This window comes from Robertmurraya sp. FSL W8-0741 (assembly GCF_038004005.1).
In the GTDB taxonomy this organism is placed as follows: Bacteria; Bacillota; Bacilli; order Bacillales; family Cytobacillaceae; genus Robertmurraya; species Robertmurraya siralis.
This window is the reverse complement of the sequence record NZ_JBBOQG010000001.1, coordinates 147,891-174,382: the sequence shown is the minus strand read 5'-3', so window position 1 is coordinate 174,382 and position 26,492 is coordinate 147,891. Positions and strand designations below refer to the sequence as shown.

The 26,492-nt window shown below is 37.1% G+C and carries 23 protein-coding genes; 18 read left to right on the top strand and 5 right to left on the bottom strand.

Translation table 11 applies throughout. From position 1 onward, the window contains the following. Nucleotides 1–316 precede the first annotated feature (316 nt). From NST02_RS00860 to NST02_RS00820, 9 genes are all read left to right on the top strand, one after another. Complete coding sequence (locus tag NST02_RS00860) at nucleotides 317–1,081, top strand: IclR family transcriptional regulator (RefSeq protein ID WP_137744681.1); 765 nt, start codon at nucleotides 317–319, stop codon at nucleotides 1,079–1,081. A gap of 162 nt (nucleotides 1,082–1,243) precedes the next feature. Next, on the top strand, nucleotides 1,244–1,891 hold the full coding sequence (locus NST02_RS00855) for a bifunctional 4-hydroxy-2-oxoglutarate aldolase/2-dehydro-3-deoxy-phosphogluconate aldolase (RefSeq protein WP_137744680.1): 648 nt from the start codon (nucleotides 1,244–1,246) through the stop codon (nucleotides 1,889–1,891). A 19-nt stretch (nucleotides 1,892–1,910) separates the two neighbouring features. Next, on the top strand, nucleotides 1,911–2,921 hold the full coding sequence (locus tag NST02_RS00850; RefSeq protein WP_137744679.1) for a 2-dehydro-3-deoxygalactonokinase: 1,011 nt from the start codon (nucleotides 1,911–1,913) through the stop codon (nucleotides 2,919–2,921). Between the two features lie 55 nt (nucleotides 2,922–2,976). After that, nucleotides 2,977–3,975, top strand: coding sequence for a tripartite tricarboxylate transporter substrate binding protein (locus tag NST02_RS00845; RefSeq protein ID WP_235879561.1), 999 nt, complete (start codon nucleotides 2,977–2,979; stop codon nucleotides 3,973–3,975). 117 nt (nucleotides 3,976–4,092) lie between these two features. Beyond that, nucleotides 4,093–4,536, top strand: a complete 444-nt coding sequence (locus NST02_RS00840; protein ID WP_137744678.1) for a tripartite tricarboxylate transporter TctB family protein — start codon at nucleotides 4,093–4,095, stop codon at nucleotides 4,534–4,536. A 21-nt stretch (nucleotides 4,537–4,557) separates the two neighbouring features. Next, on the top strand, nucleotides 4,558–6,054 hold the full coding sequence (locus NST02_RS00835; protein ID WP_137744689.1) for a tripartite tricarboxylate transporter permease: 1,497 nt from the start codon (nucleotides 4,558–4,560) through the stop codon (nucleotides 6,052–6,054). After that, nucleotides 6,051–7,199: a galactonate dehydratase gene (dgoD, locus tag NST02_RS00830; RefSeq protein WP_137744677.1), complete on the top strand. Its 1,149-nt coding sequence runs from the start codon at nucleotides 6,051–6,053 to the stop codon at nucleotides 7,197–7,199. The genes NST02_RS00835 and dgoD overlap by 4 nt, the downstream gene beginning before the upstream one ends. 42 nt (nucleotides 7,200–7,241) lie before the next feature. Beyond that, entirely contained in the window at nucleotides 7,242–8,222 is a 981-nt protein-coding gene (locus tag NST02_RS00825) for a 2-hydroxyacid dehydrogenase (RefSeq protein ID WP_137744676.1), read from the top strand. A 14-nt stretch (nucleotides 8,223–8,236) separates the two neighbouring features. Further along, complete coding sequence (locus tag NST02_RS00820) at nucleotides 8,237–9,070, top strand: aldo/keto reductase (RefSeq protein WP_137744675.1); 834 nt, start codon at nucleotides 8,237–8,239, stop codon at nucleotides 9,068–9,070. A 212-nt stretch (nucleotides 9,071–9,282) separates the two neighbouring features. Here the strand turns inward: NST02_RS00820 and NST02_RS00815 are convergent, their stop codons facing one another. Together NST02_RS00815 and NST02_RS00810 are read right to left on the bottom strand one after the other, a co-directional pair. Continuing rightward, nucleotides 9,283–11,934 (bottom strand): ABC transporter permease, encoded by a 2,652-nt coding sequence (locus NST02_RS00815; protein WP_340947705.1) that lies wholly within the window; start codon nucleotides 11,932–11,934, stop codon nucleotides 9,283–9,285. Beyond that, entirely contained in the window at nucleotides 11,931–12,605 is a 675-nt protein-coding gene (locus NST02_RS00810) for an ABC transporter ATP-binding protein (RefSeq protein ID WP_137744673.1), read from the bottom strand. The genes NST02_RS00815 and NST02_RS00810 overlap by 4 nt, the downstream gene beginning before the upstream one ends. A gap of 1,099 nt (nucleotides 12,606–13,704) precedes the next feature. Here NST02_RS00810 and NST02_RS00805 point away from each other — a divergent pair. The 7 genes from NST02_RS00805 (at nucleotide 13,705) to NST02_RS00775 (ending at nucleotide 21,054) form a co-directional block, all read left to right on the top strand. Next, nucleotides 13,705–14,190, top strand: a complete 486-nt coding sequence (locus NST02_RS00805; protein ID WP_340947701.1) for a PCYCGC motif-containing (lipo)protein — start codon at nucleotides 13,705–13,707, stop codon at nucleotides 14,188–14,190. Nucleotides 14,191–14,301: 111 nt separating this feature from the next. After that, nucleotides 14,302–14,871, top strand: a complete 570-nt coding sequence (locus NST02_RS00800) for a cupin domain-containing protein (protein WP_095314587.1) — start codon at nucleotides 14,302–14,304, stop codon at nucleotides 14,869–14,871. 260 nt (nucleotides 14,872–15,131) lie between these two features. Then, the gene (locus NST02_RS00795; protein WP_095314586.1) at nucleotides 15,132–15,992 is read left to right on the top strand and encodes an AraC family transcriptional regulator; all 861 of its coding nucleotides are present in this window, start codon (nucleotides 15,132–15,134) and stop codon (nucleotides 15,990–15,992) included. Between the two features lie 379 nt (nucleotides 15,993–16,371). Continuing rightward, entirely contained in the window at nucleotides 16,372–17,151 is a 780-nt protein-coding gene (locus tag NST02_RS00790; RefSeq protein WP_095314585.1) for an ABC transporter ATP-binding protein, read from the top strand. After that, nucleotides 17,141–19,306, top strand: a complete 2,166-nt coding sequence (locus NST02_RS00785) for an ABC transporter permease (RefSeq protein WP_340947700.1) — start codon at nucleotides 17,141–17,143, stop codon at nucleotides 19,304–19,306. The genes NST02_RS00790 and NST02_RS00785 overlap by 11 nt, the downstream gene beginning before the upstream one ends. 39 nt (nucleotides 19,307–19,345) lie before the next feature. Then, on the top strand, nucleotides 19,346–20,011 hold the full coding sequence (locus tag NST02_RS00780; protein WP_212934146.1) for a response regulator transcription factor: 666 nt from the start codon (nucleotides 19,346–19,348) through the stop codon (nucleotides 20,009–20,011). An 8-nt stretch (nucleotides 20,012–20,019) separates the two neighbouring features. Then, the gene (locus NST02_RS00775) at nucleotides 20,020–21,054 is read left to right on the top strand and encodes a sensor histidine kinase (RefSeq protein ID WP_095314582.1); all 1,035 of its coding nucleotides are present in this window, start codon (nucleotides 20,020–20,022) and stop codon (nucleotides 21,052–21,054) included. Nucleotides 21,055–21,251: 197 nt separating this feature from the next. On the opposite strand, the gene NST02_RS00770 is transcribed toward NST02_RS00775, so the two are convergent. Further along, complete coding sequence (locus NST02_RS00770; RefSeq protein WP_340949974.1) at nucleotides 21,252–22,109, bottom strand: helix-turn-helix domain-containing protein; 858 nt, start codon at nucleotides 22,107–22,109, stop codon at nucleotides 21,252–21,254. 604 nt (nucleotides 22,110–22,713) lie between these two features. On the opposite strand from NST02_RS00770, the gene NST02_RS00765 reads away from it, so the two are divergent. Both NST02_RS00765 and NST02_RS00760 read left to right on the top strand, forming a co-directional pair. Then, a complete protein-coding gene (locus NST02_RS00765) occupies nucleotides 22,714–23,469 on the top strand; it encodes a YiiX/YebB-like N1pC/P60 family cysteine hydrolase (RefSeq protein ID WP_095314580.1) in 756 nt (251 codons plus the stop codon). A 64-nt stretch (nucleotides 23,470–23,533) separates the two neighbouring features. Continuing rightward, nucleotides 23,534–24,736 (top strand): hypothetical protein, encoded by a 1,203-nt coding sequence (locus NST02_RS00760; protein WP_340947696.1) that lies wholly within the window; start codon nucleotides 23,534–23,536, stop codon nucleotides 24,734–24,736. A 113-nt stretch (nucleotides 24,737–24,849) separates the two neighbouring features. Here NST02_RS00760 and NST02_RS00755 read toward each other — a convergent pair whose 3' ends face one another. Together NST02_RS00755 and NST02_RS00750 are read right to left on the bottom strand one after the other, a co-directional pair. After that, nucleotides 24,850–25,491, bottom strand: coding sequence for a response regulator (locus NST02_RS00755; RefSeq protein WP_095314578.1), 642 nt, complete (start codon nucleotides 25,489–25,491; stop codon nucleotides 24,850–24,852). Next, nucleotides 25,492–26,319 carry a sensor histidine kinase gene (locus NST02_RS00750; RefSeq protein WP_095314577.1) on the bottom strand — a complete coding sequence of 276 codons (828 nt, stop codon included), beginning with the start codon at nucleotides 26,317–26,319 and terminating at the stop codon, nucleotides 25,492–25,494. Nucleotides 26,320–26,492 lie beyond the last annotated feature (173 nt).

The following is a 26,492-nucleotide window of genomic DNA, read 5'->3' as shown; positions in this document are numbered from 1 at the left end:
ACACACATTTAATGGTAATTTGGAAAGTAAGGGATATGCTGGAGGAGTTGCTCGGCAGTCATTTTGTGCTCTTGAGTGTGGAGAAATAAAGAATTGAAATAATCTTCATTTTATTGAATATGGAGATTTTTGTCCAAATTTGCTCTTTTTCAAGATTGGCAGGAGTGGATGTTTATCATTTATAGATTTTTAAATCGCTACATTTAAAGAATTAATCCGCATCATTTTATAAAATAGCTATCAGAATTCTTTTTTTATGGTAAAATTATAACGGAACTATGTTCCGTATAATAGAACTATAAGGTGGGGCAGGAAAATGGATAAGGACGTAGGTTCTGTACAATCAGTAGACCGTGCTTTAACGATTTTAGAAATTCTACAAGAAAATTCAAAAGGATTAGGTGTAACGGACCTAGCCAAACAATTACATGTATCAAAAAGTACTGCACATCGCTTGTTGATGTCGCTGTTAAAAAAAGGATTCGTTCAAAAGGATATGGAGACGGATAAGTATTTATTGGGATTAAAATTAATCGAGTTCGGTCAAAATGTCTCAGAGAATTTGGATATTAGAAAGTTGGCATCTGGCTATCTTCATGAACTTGTGGAAATTTCCGGAGAGACTGCTCATTTAGCAATTTTAGACAATAATGAGATCGTCTATATTGATAAAATCGAAAGTTCTGCAACGATTCGGATGTATTCCAAAATAGGAAAGAGGGCACCGCTTCATTGTACGGGGATAGGCAAGGCTGTATTAGCCTTTCTTCCAGAGGAAAAGATCAAACAGATTATTGATGAAAATGGGTTGAAAAAATTTACAGATAAAACGATTACCGATAAAGAAGAAATGTTAGCTCATCTAAGTGAGATTAAGAGGAGAGGTTACTCAATTGATGATGAGGAACATGAATTAGGAATTAATTGTGCAGCAGCACCAATTTTAAATCATAAAGGTGAAGTGGTCGCAGGAATCAGTGTAGCAGGCCCGCTAATGAGAATAAGTAAAGAAAAGTTAAGCAGAATCGCCAAGGAGGTCCTTCGTGTGTCTCAAGAAATTTCGAGATTATTAGGGAGATGATTTTTTTTTCTGAATTTTCGTTGACAGCGGTTTCTTTTTATCTCTATAATAAGAGGGAATCAAATATAAGAAACGCCGTTCCTTAATAAGGAACGGTAAAAATTTACACTTGTTTTGGAATGATGTTCCTTATTAAGGAACGTAATAAGGTGGTGAGAGAAATTGAATTCCATATTGAATGATATTGAGCAAAATAAGTTAGTTTCTATTATAAGGTCTGATCGTTCTAATGAAATTGTGGAAGTAGTCCATAGCCTTTATAGAGGTGGTATTCGAATTGTTGAGGTTACAATGAATACTCCGGGTGCTTTGAAGGGAATTGAAAAGATCAAAGAATTATATCCCGATTTACATGTTGGTGCTGGAACGGTGCTGGATTCTGAGACTGCGAGAGCGGCCATTTTATCAGGTGCTAGTTTTATCCTAACACCTACACTTAAGCAAAGCACAATCGAAATGGCAAACCGATATGACGTCCCAATAGTTCCGGGTGTGTTTACCCCGACAGAAATCCTCACTGCCTATGAATATGGTGCGAAGATGGTGAAGATTTTTCCAATTCGAACACTTGGACCGAAGTTTATCTCTGATATCAAAGGTCCATTACAACATATAGCCATAATGGCAGTCGGTGGAATTTCAATAGAGAATGTGAAGGAGTATCTTAGTGCGGGAGTTAGTGCCTTAGGGATAGGAAGTTCTCTAGTTGAAGATACACTTGTCCATCAAGGTAATTATGAAGAGATAGAAAAACGAGCAAGTAAATTTGTGAATATTGTTAACAAAGTTCAACCTTCCAATAGACTATAAAAAAGAGTTGGTAAAGAAAATGAATGTATTATTAATTGATTCAGGAACAACAAACTCTCGTATTAGATTATTCAATAAGAATGAAAACAAAGTGATCGATATTGAGAAAATTCGAATAGGTGTCAGAAATACAGCGATAGAAGGGCACAATGGAAATTTGATTAATCAATTAAAGGCAGGAATTCAAAGAATTCTTGAGAACAACCAACTAGTGCCTTCTGACATAAACTATATCATTGCATCAGGAATGATCACCTCAAATTTAGGGGTTTACGAGATACCTCACATCACATGTCCAGCTAGTTTAGAAGATTTCGTTAATCATTCTAAAGTGAGTCATCTGAAAGAGTTTTTTAATATTCCATGTGTGTTTGTGCCAGGAATGAAAAATAAGATTAGTACAGAAGTTGGAAATGCTTTCGATTCGATTAATCAGTTTGATATTATGCGTGGTGAAGAAGTAGAAACCTTTGGCCTGTTAAAACAAATAGATGTACAGGGAAAAGGAATTATGCTTCTTCCTGGTTCTCATACAAAATTTGTTGTAGTTGATGAAAATAAGACATTGACTTCATGTCTATCAACATTGGGTGGTGAGATCCTGCTTGCAATGCAAAAAGAAACCATCCTCTCAGATGCACTTAGTCAAGACCTCATCAATTGTATTGATGAAAAGATGTTAGAGCAAGGGTTTACTGCTTCGAAACAATTTGGTTTAACAAGAAGCTTCTACCATATTCGGCTGTTGCAGTTGTTTTCTAGTTTAGATGCGAATCAACGAGCAAACTACTTCGTAGGATCTGTGATTTATGAGGATATTCAAGCGCTGTTAAAATCAATTGATAGATTTGAAAAAATGGAATGGATTATTGTTGGTGGAACTAATCCATTAAGAAAAGTATTTACGCATCTTTTAAAATGTTTGGATTATGATTGGAAAATAATCGAGGCAACGAATGAACAAGTTGAGTATTCCTTAGTTTATGGGGCTCAAGAAATTGGTTCAAGAAGCATAAGAACCTTCACTTAATCGTAATGGAAGCGTTTAATTATAAAAAATAACATAAAAAATTGGGGGTTTATATATGAAAAACTCAATGAAGAAATTTCTGGGTTTATTTATTGTTTCAACTTTAATCTTTGTTTTAGCTGCTTGTAGTACTAAAGAAAGTTCAGGTAATACAGATAATTCAGGAGATAAAGATTATCCGAGTAAACCAGTCACCTTGATCGTTCCTGCAGCTGCGGGTGGTGGAACAGATACAACGGCTAGAGCATTAGTTGCTTCAGCAGAAAAGTTTTTAGGGAAATCAATTGGGGTCGTTAATAAAACAGGTGGAAGCGGTTCAGTTGGGATGACAGAAGGAGCGAACGCTAAGCCGGATGGATATACCGTATCAATGGTATTTGTAGAATTAACGATGTTTGAACATTTAGGGCTTTCCCCATTAACTCATAATGATTTTAAGCCAATTGCCCTAATTAATCTAGATCCTGCTGCACTGACCGTACCTGCAGATGCACCGTATGACACGGTAGAGGAATTTATTGCCTATGCAAAGGAAAATCCAGGTCTGAAAATCGGTAACGCTGGTACAGGCTCAATCTGGCATATTGCTGCTGAAATCGTTGGGGCAGAAGCTGGAATCGAATTAAATCACGTCCCTTTTGAGGGCGCTGCACCTGCAGTAACAGCATTAGTAGGCGGTCATGTTGATGCCGTAACAGTTAGTCCTGCAGAAGTAAAGACACAGCTTGATGCTGGCAACCTTAAAACATTGGCTGTTATGTCTGATGAAAGATCAAATATTATTCCAGATGTACCCACCTTTAGTGAAGCTGGTTTAGAAGTCAGCAATATTGGTACTTGGAGAGGGTTAACCGTTCCAAAGGATACCCCAGATGATATTGTAGCAACGCTTGAAGCTGCATTTATGAAAGCGGCTGAACAAGAAGAGTTCACGAGCTTCATGGAAAATAGCGGTCTTGGTATTCAATTGAAAAGTTCAAACGAGTTTCAGCAATTTATGGATGAGAATTACGAATTATTTGGAAAGATGATCAAGGATTTAGACTTACATTAAAGGGAAAATCCCAAGCATTTCTATTAAAACAAATGGGGTGGGTCCACTTAGAGATTTAGAGGTTCTCTGGGTGGACTTAACCCTTTAAAGCTTTACTTATTTGGGGGTTGGGTGCAGATGAAAATTCCAAACATAATTAGTGGGGTCGTTGTAATTATGATCGCAGGCTTCTTTTATTCGTTAACGTTTCAGTTTCCAGAAACAGCGACACAGGATGTTGGGCCAGCGTTTATGCCGAGGGTGTATTGTGGACTTATTGTCTTACTTGGTGGGTTACTAATAATTCAAGGATTTCGTGATCAGAGTAAAAAAGAAGGGACAGAGCGCACGATCGGTTATGCACTGGCCACAATGGGATTTGTTTTGCTCTATCTTATTCTGATCCCTTATCTCGGGTTCTACCTATCTACAGCGCTATTTGTTTTTGCTTTATTAGTATTTTCAAAAGTCCGAAATAAAATGGCGCTTATTAGCGTATCGTTAGGAACCCCTTTGTTTATCTTTGTTGTTTTCGAGAAACTATTGAAAGTAGCAATTCCATTAGGATCGTTATTTTCGTAACCAGGAGGTGATTCAGCTTTGATGAGTTTACTAACAGAAGGTTTAGCCAACGCTTTGCAATGGCAAGTTCTACTTGTAATAATTATCGGTTTATTAATTGGAATCTCTATCGGCTCTTTGCCTGGATTAACATCTACGATGGGAGTTGCTTTAATCTTACCTGTGACGTTTGGAATGGAAGCCGTATCAGGGATACTGCTTTTAGTTGGTGTCTATTTTGGTTCTGTCTATGGTGGTTCCCTTACGGCAATTTTAATCAACACCCCAGGGACACCTGCATCAGCCGCTACAGCATTGGATGGTTTTGCTTTAGCAAAAAGAGGATTAGCAAATAAAGCATTAACCGTTTCTACGATTGCCTCAACGATAGGTGGGTTATTGAGTGTTATTGTTCTAATTTTAGTTGCCCCTCAACTAGCCAACTTTGCTTTGAAATTTAGTGCACCTGAATCATTTGCTCTTGCCTTATTTGGTCTTTCCATTGTTTCGAGTATTTCTGGGAAATCAATGTCTAAAGGTTTGATTGCTGGTCTAATCGGATTGTTAATTGCGACAATTGGCTTAGATCCGATTGGAGGATTCCCTCGATTCACCTTTGATTCGATGGATTTAATGACAGGAGTAAACTTTATTCCTGTGATGATTGGGTTATTTGCTGCATCAGAAGCATTTCATTCAATGGAAAATTTGTTTTCCTCTCGACAAGTAGCTATGAAGGTTGAAAAAATAAAGTTAAAATGGCAAGAATTTAAAATGTTAATTGGCACGATGCTTCGTTCATCAGGAATAGGAACCTTTATTGGGATGATTCCTGGAGCAGGAGCTGATATTTCGGCATTTGTTGCCTATAACGAAGCCAAGCGGTTTTCGAAAAATAAAGAGGAATTTGGCAAAGGGGCCTTAAAGGGTGTTGCGGCACCGGAAGCGGCTAATAATAGTGTAACGGGTGGAGCAATGATCCCTTTATTAACGTTAGGGATACCTGGAGATGCGGTTACAGCAGTTCTTTTAGGAGCTTTAATGGTGCAAGGATTGCAGCCAGGTCCAATGTTGTTTGAGACTAACGGGCCAATTGTTTACACATTATTTGTCGGAATGCTACTAGCAAATGTTTTTATGCTATTCATTGGTTTAGCTGGTATCCGTTTATTTACTAAAGTCTTATTGATCCCTAAAGCGGTATTGATACCGATGATCATCGTCCTATGTGTGGTTGGTTCCTACTCATTAGGGAACAATTATTTCGATGTAGTTGTGATGTTTGTTGCAGGAGTCATTGGCTACTTCTTGAAAAAATTTGAGTTCCCAGCTTCTCCGATTATTTTAGGTTTAATTTTAGGACCAATGATGGAAAGTAATTTCAGACGCTCTCTTGTTATGTCAGAAGGGGATATAAGCATATTTTTCACAAGGCCAATTACAGTTGTGCTCTTAACAATTGCCATTATTACGTTATTTACGCCAATATTTAAAGCAGTACTCCAGAATAAAAGAAATGGCAAAGGAGAGTTGTTATGAAAATTCGTAGTTTTGAACTTTTCCAGGTTCCGCCTCGTTGGTTATTTTTAAAAATAGAAACGGATGAAGGGATAGCCGGCTGGGGAGAACCAGTGATCGAAGGTAGAGCACATACAGTAAAGGCATGTGTCGAGGAATTAATGGAGTATTTAATTGGTAAGGATCCGCTTCGAATTGAGGATCACTGGAGTACATTGTATCGTTCAGGATTTTATCGAGGCGGTCCGATTCTTATGAGTGCGATTTCAGGAATTGATCAAGCACTTTGGGACATTAAGGGGAAATATTTCAACACGCCTATTTATCAACTATTAGGTGGTGCATGTCGAGATTCAATTAAAGTGTATTCTTGGATTGGTGGAGATCGTCCTTCAGATGTCGGTCAAGCAGCTAAGGATGTTGTAGAGGCAGGATTTACTGCTGTTAAAATGAACGGCACCGAAGAACTTCAATATATTGATTCTTATGAGAAAATTGATCAAGCAGTGGAACGAATTGCTGCCGTACGTGAAGCGGTTGGTCAGTATATAGGAATTGGAGTTGATTTCCATGGTCGTGTTCATAAACCGATGGCCAAGATTTTAGCGAAAGAATTAGAACAGTTTCGTCCGATGTTTATTGAAGAGCCTGTTCTTGCTGAAAATAATGAAGCATTACGCGAAATTGCCAATCACACAACTATTCCGATTGCTACCGGTGAACGGATGTTTTCACGTTGGGATTTCAAAGATTTGCTTTCTGATGGCTATGCAGATATTATTCAACCAGACTTGTCCCATGCAGGCGGGATAACGGAGTGTAAAAAAATTGCTAGTATGGCTGAGGCTTATGATGTTGCTCTTGCTCCACATTGTCCATTAGGACCAATTGCGCTTGCCTCGTGTTTACAGCTAGATGCAACTGCTCATAATGCCTTTATTCAGGAACAAAGTTTAGGTATCCACTATAATCAAGGCAGTGATTTACTGGACTATATTAAGGATAAATCTGTTTTTGAATATGAGGATGGATTTGTGAAGATTCCGCAAGGTCCAGGATTAGGAATTGAGGTTGATGAAGAGCAAGTAAGGAAACAAGCGGTAACCAGTCATAATTGGAGGAACCCTGTGTGGCGTCATAATGACGGCAGTATTGCCGAGTGGTAATTTTATGGGTTTTTCAAAAGTGTAAGGGGGAAAAGCAAGAAAGTGAAACCAAAAGTATATATTGCGAAACCAATACCTAAAGAAGTGGAAGAATTAATTGCTAATTACTGCGATTATAAAATATGGAACCATGAAGAGCCTATTCCAAAAGAGGTTTTACTAAAGGAAGTGGAAGATGTTGAAGGCTTGATGACACCCAAAGGGATAATCACTGAAGAGTTTTTAGCATATGCACCGCGATTAAAGGTCGTTAGCAATGTCGCAGTTGGATATGATGCTTTTGATATTGAAGCCATGAAGGCAAGAAATGTCATTGGAACCCATACCCCTTACGTGTTAGATGAAACGGTTGCCGATTTAGCTTTTGGGTTAATACTTACTTCTGCCAGGAGATTAGCAGAGCTTGATCAGTTTGTAAAAAGTGGAAAATGGAGGGGGATAGAAGACGATTTTTATGGTCAGGATGTTCATCATGCTACATTAGGCATCATTGGAATGGGCAGAATAGGCGAAAAGATTGCCAGAAGAGCAGCCTTGGGTTTTGAAATGAACGTTTTATATACGAACCGAACGAGGAAGCCCGATTTAGAAGAGAGATATGGAATCAAGTATTGTGAAACAGAATTTTTACTGAAAAATTCGGATTTTGTTTTGGTGATGCTGCCATTGACAGATTCCACCTATCAATTAATTGGAGAAAAAGAGTTTAGTTTGATGAGATCAACAGCTTTTTTTATCAATTGCTCACGCGGTAAGGTTGTTGATGAAAAGGCGCTGATTAAAGCCCTTCAAAATGGAATAATCCGTGGTGCTGGCTTAGACGTATTTGAAGAGGAGCCTGTTGAAAAAGATAATCCACTACTGAAAATGGACAATGTAGTTACACTACCTCATATTGGCTCGGCAACTGCAAAAGCTCGGTTCGATATGGCAATGAAAGCTGCAGAAAACTTGGTAGCAGGTGTCACGGGTAAAGTACCAGAAAATATTGTGCCGGAGTTAAAAATATTGATAGAGAAATAAAAGCAGGGGGAAATATGATGGTTAACAGTTTACAAGATACAACAGTGTTAAATAATGGTGTTCATATGCCGTGGATGGGCTTAGGAGTATTTAAAGTAGAAGATGGTCAAGTGCTTGTGGATGCAGTAAAAACAGCCATTAAAAATGGGTATCGCAGCATTGATACAGCTTCCTTCTATAATAATGAAGAAGGAGTTGGCCGAGCAGTTAAAGAGTGTGGTGTACCGCGCGATCAATTGTTTATTACCTCAAAAGTTTGGAATTCGGATCAAGGGTATGAATCTACTATAAAAGCATTTGAGTCTACTCTTGAAAAGCTTGATATGGACTATCTTGATCTATACTTAATTCATTGGCCTGTAAAGGGCAAATATGTTGATACATGGAGAGCCTTGGAAAAAATATATAAAGAAGGAAAGGTCCGTGCAATTGGAGTTAGTAACTTTAATGTTCATCATTTAGAGGATATTTTAGCTGTTTGTGAAGTAAAACCAGCTGTGAACCAAGTGGAGTATCATCCTCATTTAACCCAAGAGGAAGTTCGCGCATACTGTGAAAGAGAAAAAATCCAACTTGAAGCATGGTCTCCTTTAAAAAAGGGGCAGCTTCTAAATGATCCAACTATCGTTGAAATTGCAAACAAGTATAATAAAAACTCTGCTCAGGTCATCTTACGCTGGGATTTACAAAATCATGTTGTTACGATACCCAAGTCAATTACAGAGAGTCGTATTGTTGATAATGCAAATATTTTTGATTTTACGCTTGCTGAAGAGGATATGCAGCGAATAAGTGGTTTAAATATTAATGAACGTACAGGTGCCGATCCAGATAACTTTCATTTTTAAATAATTTGTAAAATCGATATCAACTAAAGGGATTAGAAACTAACGTTACTTTTTTAATAGGGCTAACATTTATAAGAACAAAGCGGATTCCGTACAATTTAAATAGTTACCATTCATCTTAATGAGAAAAAATCATAGGAAGATGGAAAAGCAAGCGGGAAAACAGCTTATTTGTTTTCCTGCTTGCTTGATAGTTCGTAAGTCTGAATAAGCTACTGATTTAATTTAGAAGGGTTAATCTGTTCCTTGCCCAACTTTTTAAATGAATTTCTTCTTCTTAATTGTAGAGTTGAAGTTAAATCTTTCTTTAGAAAGAAAACTAGATTGATCAATGCAAAGAGAATAACTACTAAGAAAAACCCGATGGCAGATACGCAGCAGACAATCCACATTGTATGATTGATGCCAAATAGTGAAGAAAACAAGATGATGCATAAAACATTGCCAATTATAATAGAACACGCTGACCATAAACCAATTTCTTGCAGGTAGAAGCGGATAATGTGTCGGTTCTTCCAACCTATTGAACGAAAAATTCCAATTTCCTGCTGTCTTGCGGTTAATAATGAAGTAAAACCTTCAGCTAAGGTTAATATAGCAAGTAAATAGGCACATATAATCAGGAGGATATGCCAGCTGCTCGATTGCAAATTTACATATTCTCCTAGTATTGTTACACTTGTTTGCTGAACGGTTTCAGTTAGTGACAAGTAAACGTATGTGGACAATCCACTAACAAACATAAGCTGAATAAATGGAGAGCGTATATATTTGCGATAAAAACTTATATTTTTTAAGAACAAGCCTTTTCCAATTTTTCCGTTCTTTCTTTGCGGAGTGTTCTTTCTTCCAATTTTTCCGGCAAAGTATGATAAAAAAAGAAAAGTAGCTAGCGTTAAGCCTGAATGCCATATATAAATTGAAACAGAAGTATCTCGCAATGTTTGAAATACCGTGATCCCAGCTAGTGAAATAATCCAGGCAATGCCTGTTAAGAAGAAGACCTCCATTCGTAAAAATTTCATAACATGTCTTCGATTCCAACCCAAAAGATTTAGGATTTTAAGTTCACGTTCTTTGGTAACCTGCCAAAATAGTATGCGGTTAATGACGTAAGTGGCCGCCACAAAGAAGAAAGCGATACTAAGAACCATATTCGTTAAATCCCACTGATTCACCAGTGTCCCAGTTGCACCAAGTGTTGTCCATGATTCGGTGACAGTGCCCAGACCCTCTACGTTGACATCTAGCTTTTGTGGAGACGCTCCAGCTACGATAGAGACATGAAGCCCCATTGCCTCTAACTCGCTCGCAACCTTTTCAATTTTTTTCGCAGCAGCTTTCGTATAACTGTCGATTCCAGCTACTTTTACGCGAATGGCATCAATAGCTTTTTCTCCTTTAATCAACGCTGCTAAGTGAATGTTGGTTACGCCTGAAGCAGCCGGTGTTACAAAACTTCCAGGAATGGCGGTTGCTTGAACAGTCTTCTCTTTACCATCTTTGTCTTTCAATGTTACAGGTGCCTGTTGGTAAATTCCGAGTGGACTAGATGCTAAAGTGTCCTGTCTTTTGCCTGGTGCAAACTCTCCAACTGGGTCAATGATCCAGACGGGCTCATTATGTTCAAGTGATTCTGTTAAGGTCATCCCGACTTTTTCTATTTCCCGATAAAGCGGCACATTATTTTCTTCACCGAGCTTTTTGATTGTCAGCATCCCGTTTTTTTCTTCGTATATAAGCTGACTTGCACGGTAATATTCTGATGTATAATTAAAGTCTAATTCTTGAACATAGCCGTTTCCTGCAATAAGCTCGCTCATTTCACCGTCTGCATTCAACATAATTGCTTTATCCTGATTAAAGGGGTTTACCATAGGACTCATATCGATGGTCAGTTTTTTCGAGTTAGTTGGTGGCAATTGTTCGATTTCAGAAAGGAAATCGTTATAAGCTTTCGGACTTCGGTTCCATAGGTCTTCAAATCTGACAAAGTTCACATCATCCCGTTTATACTCATCTGATAATTCGAGTGCATTCCGATATTTTTTAGTATCCTCAGGACCAATATCCAACTCCTCAGTCAATGCATGAAGTTCCACAGATACTGTCGCATCCTGATTGTCTAGGACAGGAATAAGTGTAGCATGAGGGAAAGCAGATTGGTTCATTGCTGCATATCCTGATTTGGGATTCTCTTCGTTAATTCCCTCAAAGGCGATGCCAGTTAACTTTTCTTCTTCGACTGGGTCAATTCCGACTAGTAAATGATAGGTAACGGGCAGTGGAAATTGAACGGCTTCACCAGTACAAAGATTTAATAAGCTATGAGAGTAAATAATTTCAAACTTTGGATACAATCTTTTTACTTCAAGAGGGAGTGTGCCAGCGGTCTCAAGCATGGCGCAGACATATTTTTCACTGATGGGGTAATGGTTAATCCCGTCAGTCGTTTTAAATTGACCTACATATCTTGTTGAAGACTCAGGCATTTGAATTCCGATATTTGACCGAATCCCAGTAAAATATCCTAGAGAAGCAACTGGTGCAGCGATTTCAATGTCGGAGCGGTCTTGAATTTCCTTCCACTGATCGATGGAAATGCCGCCTTTCCCGAAGCCAATGTAATTTTCATGGACAATTCCACGTTTCTTTTCTATTTCGCTTTCAATCCCAAGGGGTCGAACAAGCAAATCATAGCTGCCGCGACCATAAAAGCTGATGTCGGATTCGACTTGTTTTTGCGAGTTTTCTAAAAATAACATCACAAAAGGTGTGATTGTAAATATTAGAATAAAAGCACATAAAAATAATAAAGATGCCCCGAAACGATGTTTAAATTGCCTAAAGATCAAACCTTTCATGCCTCAACTCTCTCCTTCAGAATTCCATCTCGGAGAAAGAGAATTCGATCACCGTATGTAGCTATTTCCTCATCGTGAGTAACGATGAGAATCGTCATCCCGTTTTGATGGAGGCTTCGCAAGCATGCCAAAACATTATCTCTATTGTCGCGATCTAAATTTCCTGTCGGTTCATCGCACAGTAATATTTGTGGAGAATGGATCATCGCCCTCGCAATCGCGGTTCGCTGCTTTTCTCCTCCAGATAATTCCCCAGGCAAGTGATGCAATCGGTGAGCTAGAAGCAATTGTGACAATCTTTCAGTTGCGCGACTTTCAATTTCTTTTTTCGGCAAATAAGGCCATTGCGGGAGCATTACATTTTCAAGGACGGTAAATTGTTCTAAAAGCTGGTAATGCTGAAATATAAAACCGATTTTTTCTCTGCGAAAATCTTGAAGTTCTTCATTTGAAAGCTTATTTAACTGCATGTCTGCAACACGAACTTCTCCGGTTGAAGGTCGTTCCATGCCACCAATCATATTCAACAGTGTTGTTTTCCCTGAACCTGACGGACCCAATATCGTGATCCATTCCCCTTCTTCAACGGATAAAGTGACATCTTTAAGAGCCTGCACTGTATGAAGACCAGTATATTCCACCTGTACATCTGTTAATTGAACAATATTCATAGATTTGCCTCCCTATAAAGCCTGTCCACCTACAATCATTCTTAGGTGGACAGTTTAGATAAAAACTTGGAGTATTTTATGGCCTAGTGAGATACTTATATACTTTTGCGCTTGCTACTTGAAGATGGCCATTGTTATCTTCCACCAGGAGTCCGGGTGTGTAGCTTACATACGAGGCACTGGAACTATACTCACGTTGGTAAGACATGGAGAGACTTGTACTTCTAGCATTTATCAATGTATAGCCATTAGTAGTGTCTGTTCTGAAATAAATTTTGAAAGGTGATGTTCCAGACCAAGAGAAATTCCATTTTGCAACAGCCTGAGATCCGTATATTGTTTGAGAGGGTGGTGAAATGTATGCTGCAGCCTCGCCTTTTTCTAAAAAACCAAATGCAAAGAGTGGAAACAACAATGTAAAAGCTAATAACCATTTTATTGCATTGCCTCCAATTATTTGGTAATTGAAATCCCAGTTTTATCGTATAGTAGTTTCCTGTATTTGTAAACCTTATATTTGCAAAATTCCAAAGAATATGTCTAATTAGGTAGAGTTATGGATGGGAAGCTAGTTTGTGTTAGTTTAAAATCCTTTTTGGATTTGTGTAAATAGAGGTAGTTTTGTCAGTCGGATAGGGGAGAAGAGTCAGTAAAATCCTATGCAGTTGGACAGGTCTTTAATTCATTTAATTCTTAATTTCAATGCCCAATGTGATGGACGGACGTTATTATGCTCTGAATAAGTCCAAGAACACATTACTAAAAGCCACACTAGCATTCTTGGAGAGATTGTAACCATTGTAAAGTTCTCAAATTTGTCAAAAAGAAATTTTGCTGTACTTCTGAACGTGTTGTTTACTTTGATATAATAAGGCAGGTGAATGTGATAGCTAGAATCATAGATTTAGCTATTTTTTGGTGATTTTTAAATAATTTAGACATTGATATGTCGGTGTTGGTTTTGGGCTCGTTTTCGCGCTCTTCAGTACACTTAAATGGCTGGCGAAACCAAGGTTTCATATGAAATGAGCCAAAGATTTCTTTAATCATTCTGCTTAACAAAGCCATATATTAATTAAACAGAAAGGAAGGTGGCGGAGTGAAGAAATTCATTTTCCCAATGCTTCTCAGTTCATTGATTATATCGGGATGCTCGTCAAACCATACACAAGAAGCTGAAGATGGACATGAACATGCCGAGCCACAACAGCCGAAGCTGGAATATAAAATAGGAAGTAATGACTGGTCTGTCGTGACAGCATTGACTGATAGCCCGAAAGTTTTAGAAGCCTATCAGTTTGCAGTTGAACATCCAGAAGTACTTGATTACATGCCGTGCTATTGCGGCTGTTATGAGGAAGATGGACATACGAATAATACCCAATGTTTCGTTGATTCCGTTCATGAAGATGTAGCAGTGTTAGATACGATGGGCTTTGGTTGAGGGGTTTGCGTTGATATCGCCCGTGAGGCGAAGCAAGAGTTTGAAAAAGGAGTCGATCTTCAAACCATTCGTGAAAATATTGACAAAAAGTATGAAAGTTTAGATATCCCTTCTACTCCAACGCCAATGCCAGAAGGATAAGAGATAGCAGCGATTTTGCTGCTGTTTTTTTATGCAACGGTTTTTTAAAAGAGTACATCATTCAGCTATTCGCATATGATATTTTATCAAACCTAGGAAAGGTGGTTGAACATGTACTACACTCCTTATGTGTATCCATCGCAACATCTTTATTATAATAATACCCCATTGTACAACGTTCCAAGATATCCTGGATATTGGACAATGCCTAATGCCACAGAAGATACGCAGCGATTTTATCACCTGCAGCAACAAAACTGGAATAATAAATTAAAGCTAAAGGACTATGGCAAAGAACCATTTGTCGTGAATATTAATGAAGCCTCGAAACAAAATAAAACGTTTCGCACAGCACTATGGACAGGGAATCACTTGCAAGTCACATTGATGAGTATTGATGTTGGTGAAGACATTGGATTGGAAATTCACCCAAATGTAGATCAGTTTTTACGTATTGAACAGGGGCAGGGAATTGTTCAAATGGGAAAACGTAAAGAACACTTAAATTTTAAAAGAAAAGTGAAAGATGACTCTGCAATTATGATCCCAGCTGGAACATGGCATAATGTAACCAATACGGGCAATATTCCACTTAAGCTTTACTCCATTTATGCTCCTCCTAACCATCCATTTGGCACTGTTCATGCAACAAAAGCAGATGCGATGATGATGGAGGACTGAACATTTAACGGTGAGAATCAAATAAGTATTTATCCCCGCCATAAAGGACGGGGATTTTTTCATCTTTTTACTAAAAATATCGATTTATAGCCCTTTAGCAAAGAAGAATTATCAAAGTCATTGTAATAACTAAAATGACGTGTTTCTAATGTTAGACTAATGCTATAATTTTTAAAAAAATGAACCTGTCATGAAAGAGCACAGATGAACAGGAAGGTTTAGGGCATTGTTGTTAGACTGAGTATGAAGGGAGAGTTCATATGGAGGGACTTCAAAGAATGTTAGATAGTATCAAGTATATAGAGAGTCATTTAGAAGAGAGTCTTTCTATAGAAGATATCGCTGCAGTTGCTTGCATGTCAAAATTTCATTTTCAGCGGATGTTCAGTATGCTGACTGGTTTTTCCGTAAGTGAATACATTCGAAATCGGCGTATTACAGTAGCAACGCAGGAGTTAATTCATTCTAATTGTAAGGTGATTGACATTGCGATGAAGTATCGGTACGAGAGTCCGGAAGCATTTACGAAAGCATTTCGGAGAATTCATGGCATCAGTCCATCGGTTGCTAAGAAAAACAGTCAATTTTTGAAGGCCTATCCAAAGCTTTCCTTTCAAATTCAGCTAAAGGGTGATGTTGAGATGGATTATAAAATTGTTGAAAAGAATTGTTTCACTGTTGTGGGTAAGAGTATTCAAACAACTACGATCGGAGGTGAAAACCATCGGGAGATAGCGGCTTTTTGGGATGAGTCGAATCGAAACGGGTTTTCAAGAGAGCTTGCTAAAAATAGTGGTTCCCTTGGACTTATTGGAATTTGTATGGATTTTGATAAGCAACAAGAGAATCTCACCTATTTCATTGGTGCGGAAAAAAATATTGAAAGCCTCCCTGCTGGGTGGGAGGAACGGCGAATTCCATCCGCAACTTGGGCAGTCTTTCCAGTGCACGGTGCCATGCCTGATGCCATGCCAAAGGTGTGGGAAAGGATCTTCTCTGAGTGGTTCCCGGCAACTGGGTATGAACATGCTGGAGGGCCAGAAATGGAAGTTTATTTAAGTGATGCGGATCCATCTTCAGCAGATTACTATAGTGAGATATGGATACCGGTGAAAAAATAAAAGCTTGCCTAAGTGTGCTTTATAGTAATATAAAATAAAAAAAAGGTAGTCCGAAAATTTTCAATACAAAAAAAGAAGTGAAGAAATCAGGAGTCATTTTTCTTCATTTCTTTTTTTGTCAGCTTCCAAACTCTTACTCCCCGCTATCAAAATTCCCACTATTAACATTCCATTCCTTCGTCGTTTGTTCTGCTTTTATTAGGAGCAGAAATAAAGACATGAATGGGTGCATTGCGTTTATGATGACAAGTGAAATGGGAGAATGGTTTCCTTACATTACTTGTAAGTGTTTCTAGTCTTTTTCGTTGGTTATAATGTGTATAGCTCAATCGATCGATGGGAATTTTGGAAAAATGAGCATTAAAAAGGAGAGTTATACATGGTTCGACAAGGGAAGTTGTTAGAGGTCCAAGACTTGCAAAAACATTATGGAAAGAAAAACAATCTGACAAAAGCTTTAAACGGTGTTCGGTTCGATATACTCCCTGGGGAATTTTTAGGGATCATGGGGCCAAGTGGTTCAGGTAAAACAACGTTATTAAACTGTATTGCTACCATTATAAAACCAACCTCAGGACGTGTCCTTTTAAATGGCAAAAATATTAGTGCTTTTGATAGCAGGGATTTATCTGAATATCGTGGCAGTCGAATTGGTTATTTGTTTCAGGACTTTGAATTGTTGGATAATTTAACAGGGCAGGAAAACATATTATTACCTTTAGCCATTCATGGGATGAACTATACAAAAGCGCGGGGAAAATTAGAAGAACTAGCAGGTTATTTAGAGATAACAGAGATTTTAAACAAATTTCCAGCGCAGATGTCTGGAGGGCAAAAGCAAAGGGTAGCTGCTGCACGCTGTTTAATCTCGGAGCCAGATATTGTACTTGCGGATGAGCCTACAGGCGCCTTGGATACACGATCAGCGAAAGCTTTGATGAATAAGCTGGAAGGCATTAATAAGGATAGTGGCAGAACGATTTTAATGGTAAGCCACGACCCGAATGCAGCAAGCTTTTGCTCAAGAATTCTTTTTATTCAAGATGGTGTCATTTTTCATGAGCTGCGCCGCAAACAAGAAGAAAGGCGCGAGAGATTTTATGAGAGAATTTTAAAGGTGTTAGCTCAGCTTGGGGGAGGAAGCGCAAATGTTCTCTAAGTTGATCTACCGTAATGCAAAACGAAGTCGCAGGGAAAATTTGATCTACTTTGCAACCCTTGTAGTTGCAGTAGCCTCGTTTTATATGATTCTTTCACTGGGGAAACAAGATGTGATCTTATTTTTAAGAGAGTTTGAAAGCGATGCGATTGATAAGCTGTTAAATGAGATGAACATTGTCTATGTATTTGCGTTATTTATCCTGTTTTTCTTGGTCTTATTTGCGAATCGCTACCAATTAAATCGAAGGAGTAAAGAGTTTGGGCTCTATCTCATGTTAGGAATGCGCAAGGAGCGCCTTGTTCGCCAGCTTTTAGCAGAGGGGTTTATCACTTCTATTTTGGCACTTGCTGGAGGCATTTTAATTGGAGGCATTTTAGCAGAAATGATCAGTCTGACTGTTTCTAAATTAGTCGGACAGGGAATTATCGGTCATCAAATCAGCTTATCGGTCAATGCGATTATTTTTACGATCATTGGTTTTTTATTGATTCAGTTTACAGCATTAGCCATTCTTGGAGGAAGACTATTTTATCAAGAGATCCATCAATTGCTTTATGAGCAAATGGATGAGACAACTGATATGGGCCATGTTAAAGGCAATCTCCTTCATATATTACTAGGCGCAGCGTTATTAGGTGCAGCCTATTGGATCGTTTTGTATCGCTTTTCTGATTTTGCAGGACTGCTTCTGTTTGTGGCACTGGCTCTTGGAAGCATAGGAACAATCCTTTTTATGAGGGGATTGGGAAAGCTACTTGGCTTGTTGGCAAGCCTGTCCAAGCATAAATCGCTGCAAGGGTTGCACACTTTTACATTAAGGCAGTTTCAAGAGAACGTTGCGAATCGCTCTACTTCTGTCGCTGTCACATCGATTCTTATCACATTATCGATCATTTTGATTGCCAACGGTGCTTCAACTATTTTGAGTTTGGACGGTTTATATAATAGGAATTCGTCGGTCTATGATTTTACTGTTAATGGAGACAGCCAGAAGGTTGAAGAGTTTTTGAGTACAGGAAAAATGGTAACCTATGTAGAGGACGCAAATCTTTTGGAAATGGGAAAAATGAAGCATAAGGGCGAGCGCATGGAAGATGGTATGCCTTTGTCATTGGTGGATTGGTCTAAATTAAAAGAACAGTTAACGATGGCTTTGCCAGCCCCATATAAAGAGCAGGTTTTATCCGGAGAAATGCAAAGTTATGATATTAGTTCGGAAAACCCTGAAGCTCTTAATCTGTTAGGAGTTCTGGAAATGGATACAACAACCCCTCACCTCATTCCCGAATCCTCATATAATGGGCTTTTAAAAGCGGTAGGAGAACAGCCGTTGAACTTACATTCAGATGAAATTGCCTTATATTTTAATCCGGATTTCATGCCTATGGAAAAGCTTGATTATATGCCTGTACTTAATGGTATTCTTGAGAAGGCTGTAAAGGAAGGGCGAAGTTTGTTAAGCATTGATGATCAGGTCATTACCATTCGTCCATCTATTCCTATGAGAGGATTGGTAGCTGATCGTTCCGTAGAAATTTTTTCGGCTTTTGTTGTTCCCGATCCTATGTTCAAACAATTAGTCAATCCTGATACGTATGCTTCCTATTGGAACTTTCGTATCCCGCAAAAGATGCAGGCACAGCAGGGGTTGATGAAACCGATGATGGAAGCAAGAGACATATTGAAATCTTCGGGCTTCGCCTTTGAAAGTTATTTACAAAACTTTGGACGTAAATTGTTTTATATTGTTGCTGGAAGTTATACAGTCTTATATATGGGATTCTTATTTTTAATTATTGCATGTACGGTATTGGCTTTACAATTTTTGACTCAAATGAAGCAGACGGGCGGACGTTATGTAACACTCTCCATGTTGGGAGCCAAACGTCAGCAAATGAAAAAATCAATGCAGAAACAGGTGTTATGGACCTTTCTGTTACCGATGTTTCTTGCATGCGTAAGTGGAGCTGTTGGAATAAAGGCCATGATTTCATTTGTGGTTATTCATTTTGAGGACGTTCCATTTCTATATCCGCTTGCTTTTGCCTTTGCCTGTATGGTGATTTTCATTGTGGCAATATATGGAGTAGCAGTAGCCCGTTCAGCAGTTCATGAAATCGACAAATTACGTTGGAAGCCCAATATCGATTAAAAGATTTTTACACATTTTTCATAAGAGAAGGTGCTAAAGATGTCAAAAATTACCATTATTGAAGATGATGTATGGATGAGAGAGGAGTTAATGGACATATTGCGAAAAGCTGGATATGAAGTTTCAGCCGTTACCAGCTTCCATGATATTGCTCATCAAATTGCTACTTTAGCACCGGATCTAGTTTTATTAGATATCAATTTACCGGAACAATCCGGATTTGAAATATGCAAAAGTTTAAAATCAAAGGGGCTCGGTCCTATTTTAATACTTACATCTAGAGATAAGCTTCAAGATGAACTGCATGGTCTTCATTTAGGTGCAGATGATTATCTCACAAAACCATGCAATCGCGATCGATTATTGGCGCGCATTCAGAATCTGTTAAGAAGGTTTGAAGGCCAGCCAGGTTTAATCGACGGGGGCAGTTTTTCACTCGATCCCAATACTTTTACCTTGTATAAGGGCACTCACTCATTAGTATTATCCCCAAATGAGGGAAAAATTTTATTGGCGTTAGTTCAGAATCGACCTGATTTAGTATCTAAAAAGGCATTGAGTGAATTATTATGGGGAACTGAGCAATTTATTGATGAAAATGCCCTTCAAGTCAACCTTACACGCCTGCGAAAAACGCTGCGTCAACTAAATCTGGAAGAGCAAATTGAAACTGTAAGGGGACAGGGTTATCGACTTAGGGGGTAGATGATACCGTGGGATGGATAAAGCAAATCTATGACTGCTTTCATGCATATAAGTTATGGTTTTTCATCATCATTGCTACAAATCTTTTATTTATTTTTTTTGCTTGGCTGGCTTACCCTGATACTTTTAAGGCATTAGTTGGACTAATGATTGTCTATACGCTGATCATAATATGTTTACCAGTCTTTCTGATGATTAGAAAGCAAAAAATCATCGAATCCGCCTTTCAAGCCTTTTTGTTAGAACCAAATGAGACAAACGAAGAAATATTTTGCCAAACCATTCCTAACATACATCGATTGTATATTCGGAGAATGGGAGACTTAATCAGAGAGTATCAAGAAAAACTCAATGACCAAGTGATGGAGTTGGCCGATTATGAAAACTACATAGAAGGCTGGGTTCATGAAATTAAAAAGCCTCTGTCCTTAATGACGTTGGTCATTGATAATCGTGGTGATGAAATGTCTCCCCTTGTTAGACAACGCATGCTTCACATTCGAGATCAAATGCTTGGAGATGTTGAGCGAATTTTGTATTTTGCCAGACTTGGAGCAGCTCATAAAGATTATATATTCGAGCCAATAAATGTACTCCGTTTTTGTAAACAAGCAGCAGAGAACCATCAATCACTATTAGATGAATCCGGCTTTCAAGTACAGTTTACCGGTGAAGAAGCAGAAATTATCTCCGACCGTAAAGGTCTGGCTTTTATATTAGAACAAATCATTGCCAATAGTACGAAATACGTTAATCAGCATCAGGCACAGCCAGCTCTGAGGTTTGAAACGGCTTATGATAAAGCGGGTAAGCAGATAATTCTCAATATTAGTGATAATGGACCAGGCGTATCCGCTGAAGATTTACCATTTATATTTGATAAGGGCTTTACTGGAAGAAGTGGAGCTTATACAAGAGAAGCAACAGGAATGGGTCTGTTTTTAGTAAGCAAAATGGCCAATGATTTAGCCATTCAGTTCGATGCAAAATCCGATTTAGGCTCGGGATTGACCATATCACTGATATTTCCACATGTGGAATAAAAGACTTTATGTCGTCTCTGCAAGAGTCTTTTATTTGATAGATATAAAATGGCCGTAGACAGTTCAGCTTTTAATTGTGTGAGCCAGTTAATCACCAGTTTTAAAAGACTGAAGGAAACGCAGGTGTAATAAGTGGTCAACCCCCGCAGTTTGGTCAGAGGTCAATTGTTGACTTCAATATGTAAAAGTTGAGTTAGTCAATTTACCTCTTTAGTCTTTAAATAGTATTCAATGTCAGCTTCAATTATTTTTATTAATGGCTGTTTTCCTACTAAAGATAAAATATTTTTTGCCTTGTTCCAAAACTCTAATCCTAAAATATCATTACCTTTCATTATCCAATTTCGTCCATATTGATAATGAAATTCAGCAAATAAATACATATCTTCCGTATTTTTGCAAATATTAATACCTCTCTCGCATAATACTAAAGATTTATCAAATAATCCACTATCAGTATAAACTTTTGAAAGATTATAGCTTGTTTTCAATCTTAATCTATTTTTATTTGCAAGAGGAAATGTAGTTATATAATCATAAGCGATCTCTAAATATTTTGTTGCGTCTTCTAAATTACAGTCATTGCGATAAAAAATTCCTAGACTATTAAGTATATTAATCTCTAATTCAGAAAAATAATTTGCGTTAATATCAATGCAAGTGAACAAAATGTCAATCGCAGCTTTTTTATCTTGATTTATCATATATAGTACAATACCTTCATGCCATTTAAGATACTTTTTCATATAAATATTCTTTTGTATAGAAGGATTTTTTAATTCAATTTGAATAATATCACGAATTTCATTATAATTTCTCAATCTTCTTGCTTTTGCTAATTGTGTTTTAACATCATTGAAATAATCACTTCTTTGAGTTTGATTATCTTCATAAAAATATTCAATACTAACATTTAGTTTATCTGATATTTGTTGGATTACATAGGAGGAAGGAATTAACTTATTATTTTCTATTCTGCTTATTTCTGATTGAGAACATATACCCAAGCACAAAGCTTTTTGTGGCATTCCGATCATTTTTCTTAAATTTTTTATTCTATCACCTAAAGATTCAATCGCTTTTTTTCACTCCAATATGATAATTTGCATAAAATTCTTGGGATTCTAAAAAATTGGGGGATATAAATACTTATTTGTCACATTTAAAGGATTCAGGTGGAATTATATAATTTGCATATTAAGTTTACTAGGATAAACTGGGAGTATAGTTAAATTATAACATTTCACAAAAATAATTATTAACTAGAATTGTTTCTAATTTTTGAATTTTGGTCATAAATCACTCACTAAACATGGTGCTAGTTATAAAAAATAGTTAGTACTTAATTACCTCTTATAATGATATATTGACCATTCGACTCTAGTTAATCTTAATTAGGGAGGTGTTTACAATAGATAGTAGGAATTTTAAAATGCATACTCTATTTTATTTTTCTGCTTTATTCTTTGCTGTTGTTAATTTATACGTACTGGAAAAAACGAGTGAGATGAATACTTACAAATCTTATGATTTTCCAGATCAATTTTAAATGAATCTATTACTTTTAATAGTATTTTAATAATTGTATTTTTAAATATTTTTAATTAAAAACAAGTTAGAGAGGAATGCCAAAAAAATAGAGCGGGAAGGATGTCAATAATGAAAAGATTGATTTATTCAACTTTAATTATGTCAATTTTACTAGGCGGAACTAATATAGATACTGCACAAGCGTCAAGTAGTGATTTATATTTAAACTATTTAGTTGAAATGCAACCTGGTATTACTTTAGATGAGGTAAAAGAAGCTGCAGAAAATGTTGCCATTGATCAAAACAGAACTGTTGAAGATGTATTGAAACAGATGCATGATGAGTTAAAAGCAGATATTGAAAAAGGACAAAAAGAAAGAGAACAAAGCAATAAAAAATATACTACTTTCGGTGGATCGGCAGGAAAATTTTATTTAGACCCTGGAACGAAAGGTGATATATATTATACGGATGCATATACAGGAGCAATTGATATTGAGGTAAACCACGGACATGTAGGTATGTATTATATGCCCAAGGAACTTGTAGAATCTGTTCCCAAAAAGGGAGTAAGAACAATTAAAACAAGTGAAAGAAGAGTCCATGCTGGTGCTGTACAACAATCGGTAAATAGTGTTACAGTAGGTGAAAGAAATAAAGCTGTTGGTTGGGCGTATAGCAGAGTAGGTAAAGATGAGTATTCGTATAATTTTGCAACTAACCGTACCACCTCACATACTGGTAAAAAAAATTGTTCGAAATTAGTTTGGTCAGCATATATACAATATGGTGGGATTGATATAGATAAAGATGGTGGTCTAGGAGTATATCCAAGAGATATTCGAGATTCTCATTATACAAAAACCTATAAAACGATAAAATAAAGTTAATTAAATAAAGATCAGCGATTACTTCAGAAGAAGAATCGCTTTCTTTTATGGAGGAAGTATGAGGAGAAAAAATTGGTTTTTTGTTTGTGTAACCTTTTTTATAATAATAGCTGCTTTCTATTTACTTAAAAATTTTGTTTTCGATGCTAGTAGAGAGTTTCTCATAAATGAAGAAGAAATTAAGGAGACAGATTTTTTAAAGGATAAAATAGCAGTCATTTACTTTTCAACAACGGCCGATCAAGATATGTTTGATGATGGAAAAGGTTTTGCCACTTTTATTGACAAAAAGGGCGAAACTCGTACATATAAGATGGGTGGATTAGAACTCGGCGGCATGGCAAATCATAATGGTCAATTATTATTGGAAGATAAAAATAAACTAATATTTTTAGGTGAGCACTACAAAGAATTTAAGTTGAAAGAATATCAACATACAGGAGAAAGAGTAGGTTACTTGCCTAAAAGTGCCATATTTTATACGATTTTTAACTCAGGGTTTGATGACAATGGCGGATATAAATCAGATATTTATTGGGGAGATCATGAAGCAATACAGAATGGAGTTATCCCTAATTATATTTTAAGTTCAGGGCAGGATGAAGAATTCATTTATATCATTACAAATGAAGTCTCGGATTTTGAGGCAGCAAAACTAAGTAGAGTTTCTCTTAAAAATGGTTTAAATATTGAAGTTTTGACAGAATGGAGGCAGTCAGAAAATAATTCATTGATGTCCAATATTGTTACGGATGAAAGCTATTATTATTATGTTGAAGAGGTTTCTGCATTAACTACAAATCATTATAGTGAATCAAACATTGTTCGAATAGACAAAAAGACGTTTAAGAGGGACTCATTTTTTATAGAGAAAATAGAAACTTCATCAGATTCTACGGCAAAAAGCCCATTTGATAGTGGAAAATCAATCTATTTATTAAATAATAAATTATATTATGTTAATGGGTTAGGTCATGTATTTTCATATGACACGAAAGAAGCAAAAGTTTCTAATTCTTTTCATTTGAACTTTGAAAAAGAGAACCCAAATATAACCTGTGATGAACAAGTTGCTTTTAAAGATGATTTGATCTATTTCTTCAGCTTTGATCCCAAAACTGAAATTTATACGTTAGAGCAATATAATTTGAATAGCGGAAAATTGGAGGCAACGCAAGAACTATCTGGAATCAAAGAGATTATGAATAGCTTGGGCAAAAAATATGCAGCTTCGTATGATTTCTTAATATTGGATAAATAAGTTAGAGTTAAATAGAGGGAAGACTCATTTTTTGAACAAGAAGAGGGTTAGGCAGATCCGTTGCTTGAACCTGCCCTAAAAACATTTCTTGTTTAGAATATTTTTAAGCTAGTCTAGTCGACCAAGCCTTGCTGAAAAGCGTAACTCGTCAACTGGACCCGATTGTCCAAATGAAGCTTACTTAAAATATTTTTTAAGTGACTTTTAACCGTGTTTTCGGAAATGAAGAGTGCCTTGGAAATTTCCTTATTTGACAGCCCTTTGGCCACTAATTGAAGCAGTTCCAATTCTCTTGTGGACAGAGGGATATTTTCCTTTGATAGCGCCTTTTTTTGTGGGAATTCTTTTAAAATTTGGAAGGCGATTTCTTTGGACATCGGCACTTCATCTAAGGCGAAAGCTCTTAAATGTTCTACCCATTGATCAGACTGGATGTTTTTTAGTAAATATCCTTGCGCCCCTTTCTTTAAAGCATCGAATAGATCAGTAATATCATCAGAAACGGTGATCATGACAATTTTCACTGCAGGGAATTGAAGCTTAATTCTTTTCGTTGCTTCAAGCCCGTCCATTTCAGGCATCTGTATATCCATTAATATAATGTCAGGCAATAATTGTTCAGTAAGTTGAATGGCTTCTTTTCCGTTTTTCGCTTCTCCAATAATGAGAAAGTCCTCAAACTCCTCTAAAATTTCTCGAATCCCTTCTCTGGCATGTGCGTGGTCGTCGACGATAAGTATGCGAAACGGTTGCATTTACGTACACTCCTTTTTTAAGGTAACGATCGTTTCGTTTTCTATTCTTTCTATGGAAAACTTCCAGCCCATATCAAAGGCTCTGTTTTGGATAATTTGAAGTCCGTATCCTCGGTTATGCCCGATCATTTCATCCGTGAATCCGATTCCGCGATCTTTAATTTCGCAATGCCATCCATCGTCCGTTTCTTTGGCATCAATCCATATTTCATTGGTTCTCGCATGCTTTATGACGTTCATAACCGCTTCCTTAATACAGGCAAATAGCTCAATCTTTTCTTTTGAGGTTAATGTATGCTCCTGAATCTCCCACTGCAAATGGACATCGATCAAATGATGGTTTTTAATTTCTTCAACATATTGGTAGAACGCTTCCGTCCAATTTAATGGTTCTTTGTCAGGCAAATATTTTAAGTTCGTAATTGCTTGGCGGGTATCCTCATGAATATGCTGCAAGGTTTGTTTAATCCTTTGAAAATCAGGGTCTTGTTCCAATTCATTCTTTCTGCCAAACTTATTCATTTTTACTGATAATAGAAATAAAGATTGGGCAATGCCATCGTGGAGTTCCCGTGCTAATTTTTCTCTCTCGACGAGCGCCGCCTTCTTCGTCTTTTCCAATCTAAGCTCTTCCTGCATTCTTTCTAAAATAGAGAAGAGATGACGTACAAATAAAAGTGTAACGATAAAGACTAAAAGAGGTGAGAGATAATTTCCCAACTCCATGGAGATATAGGAAAGGAGAAATTCGTGGCGTATATATTCCCATAAGGCAATTGTCACCGATGGTGTAATTAAAATTAGCCATTTAATATGTTTATATTTCAAGTTCTCACCTTTTTTCTAAGCTTTTTCTCATTCTTACGGAGGAAATAGGGTTAAAGACGATCGTGTTGATTGCTCTGACTTGAGCAAGTGCTAGGTGAAAGCTGTGCATTTGAATTAAAATATAGCGAAAATCAGGCTGCATCATAATCTTTAACAATACTATATAAAATTGT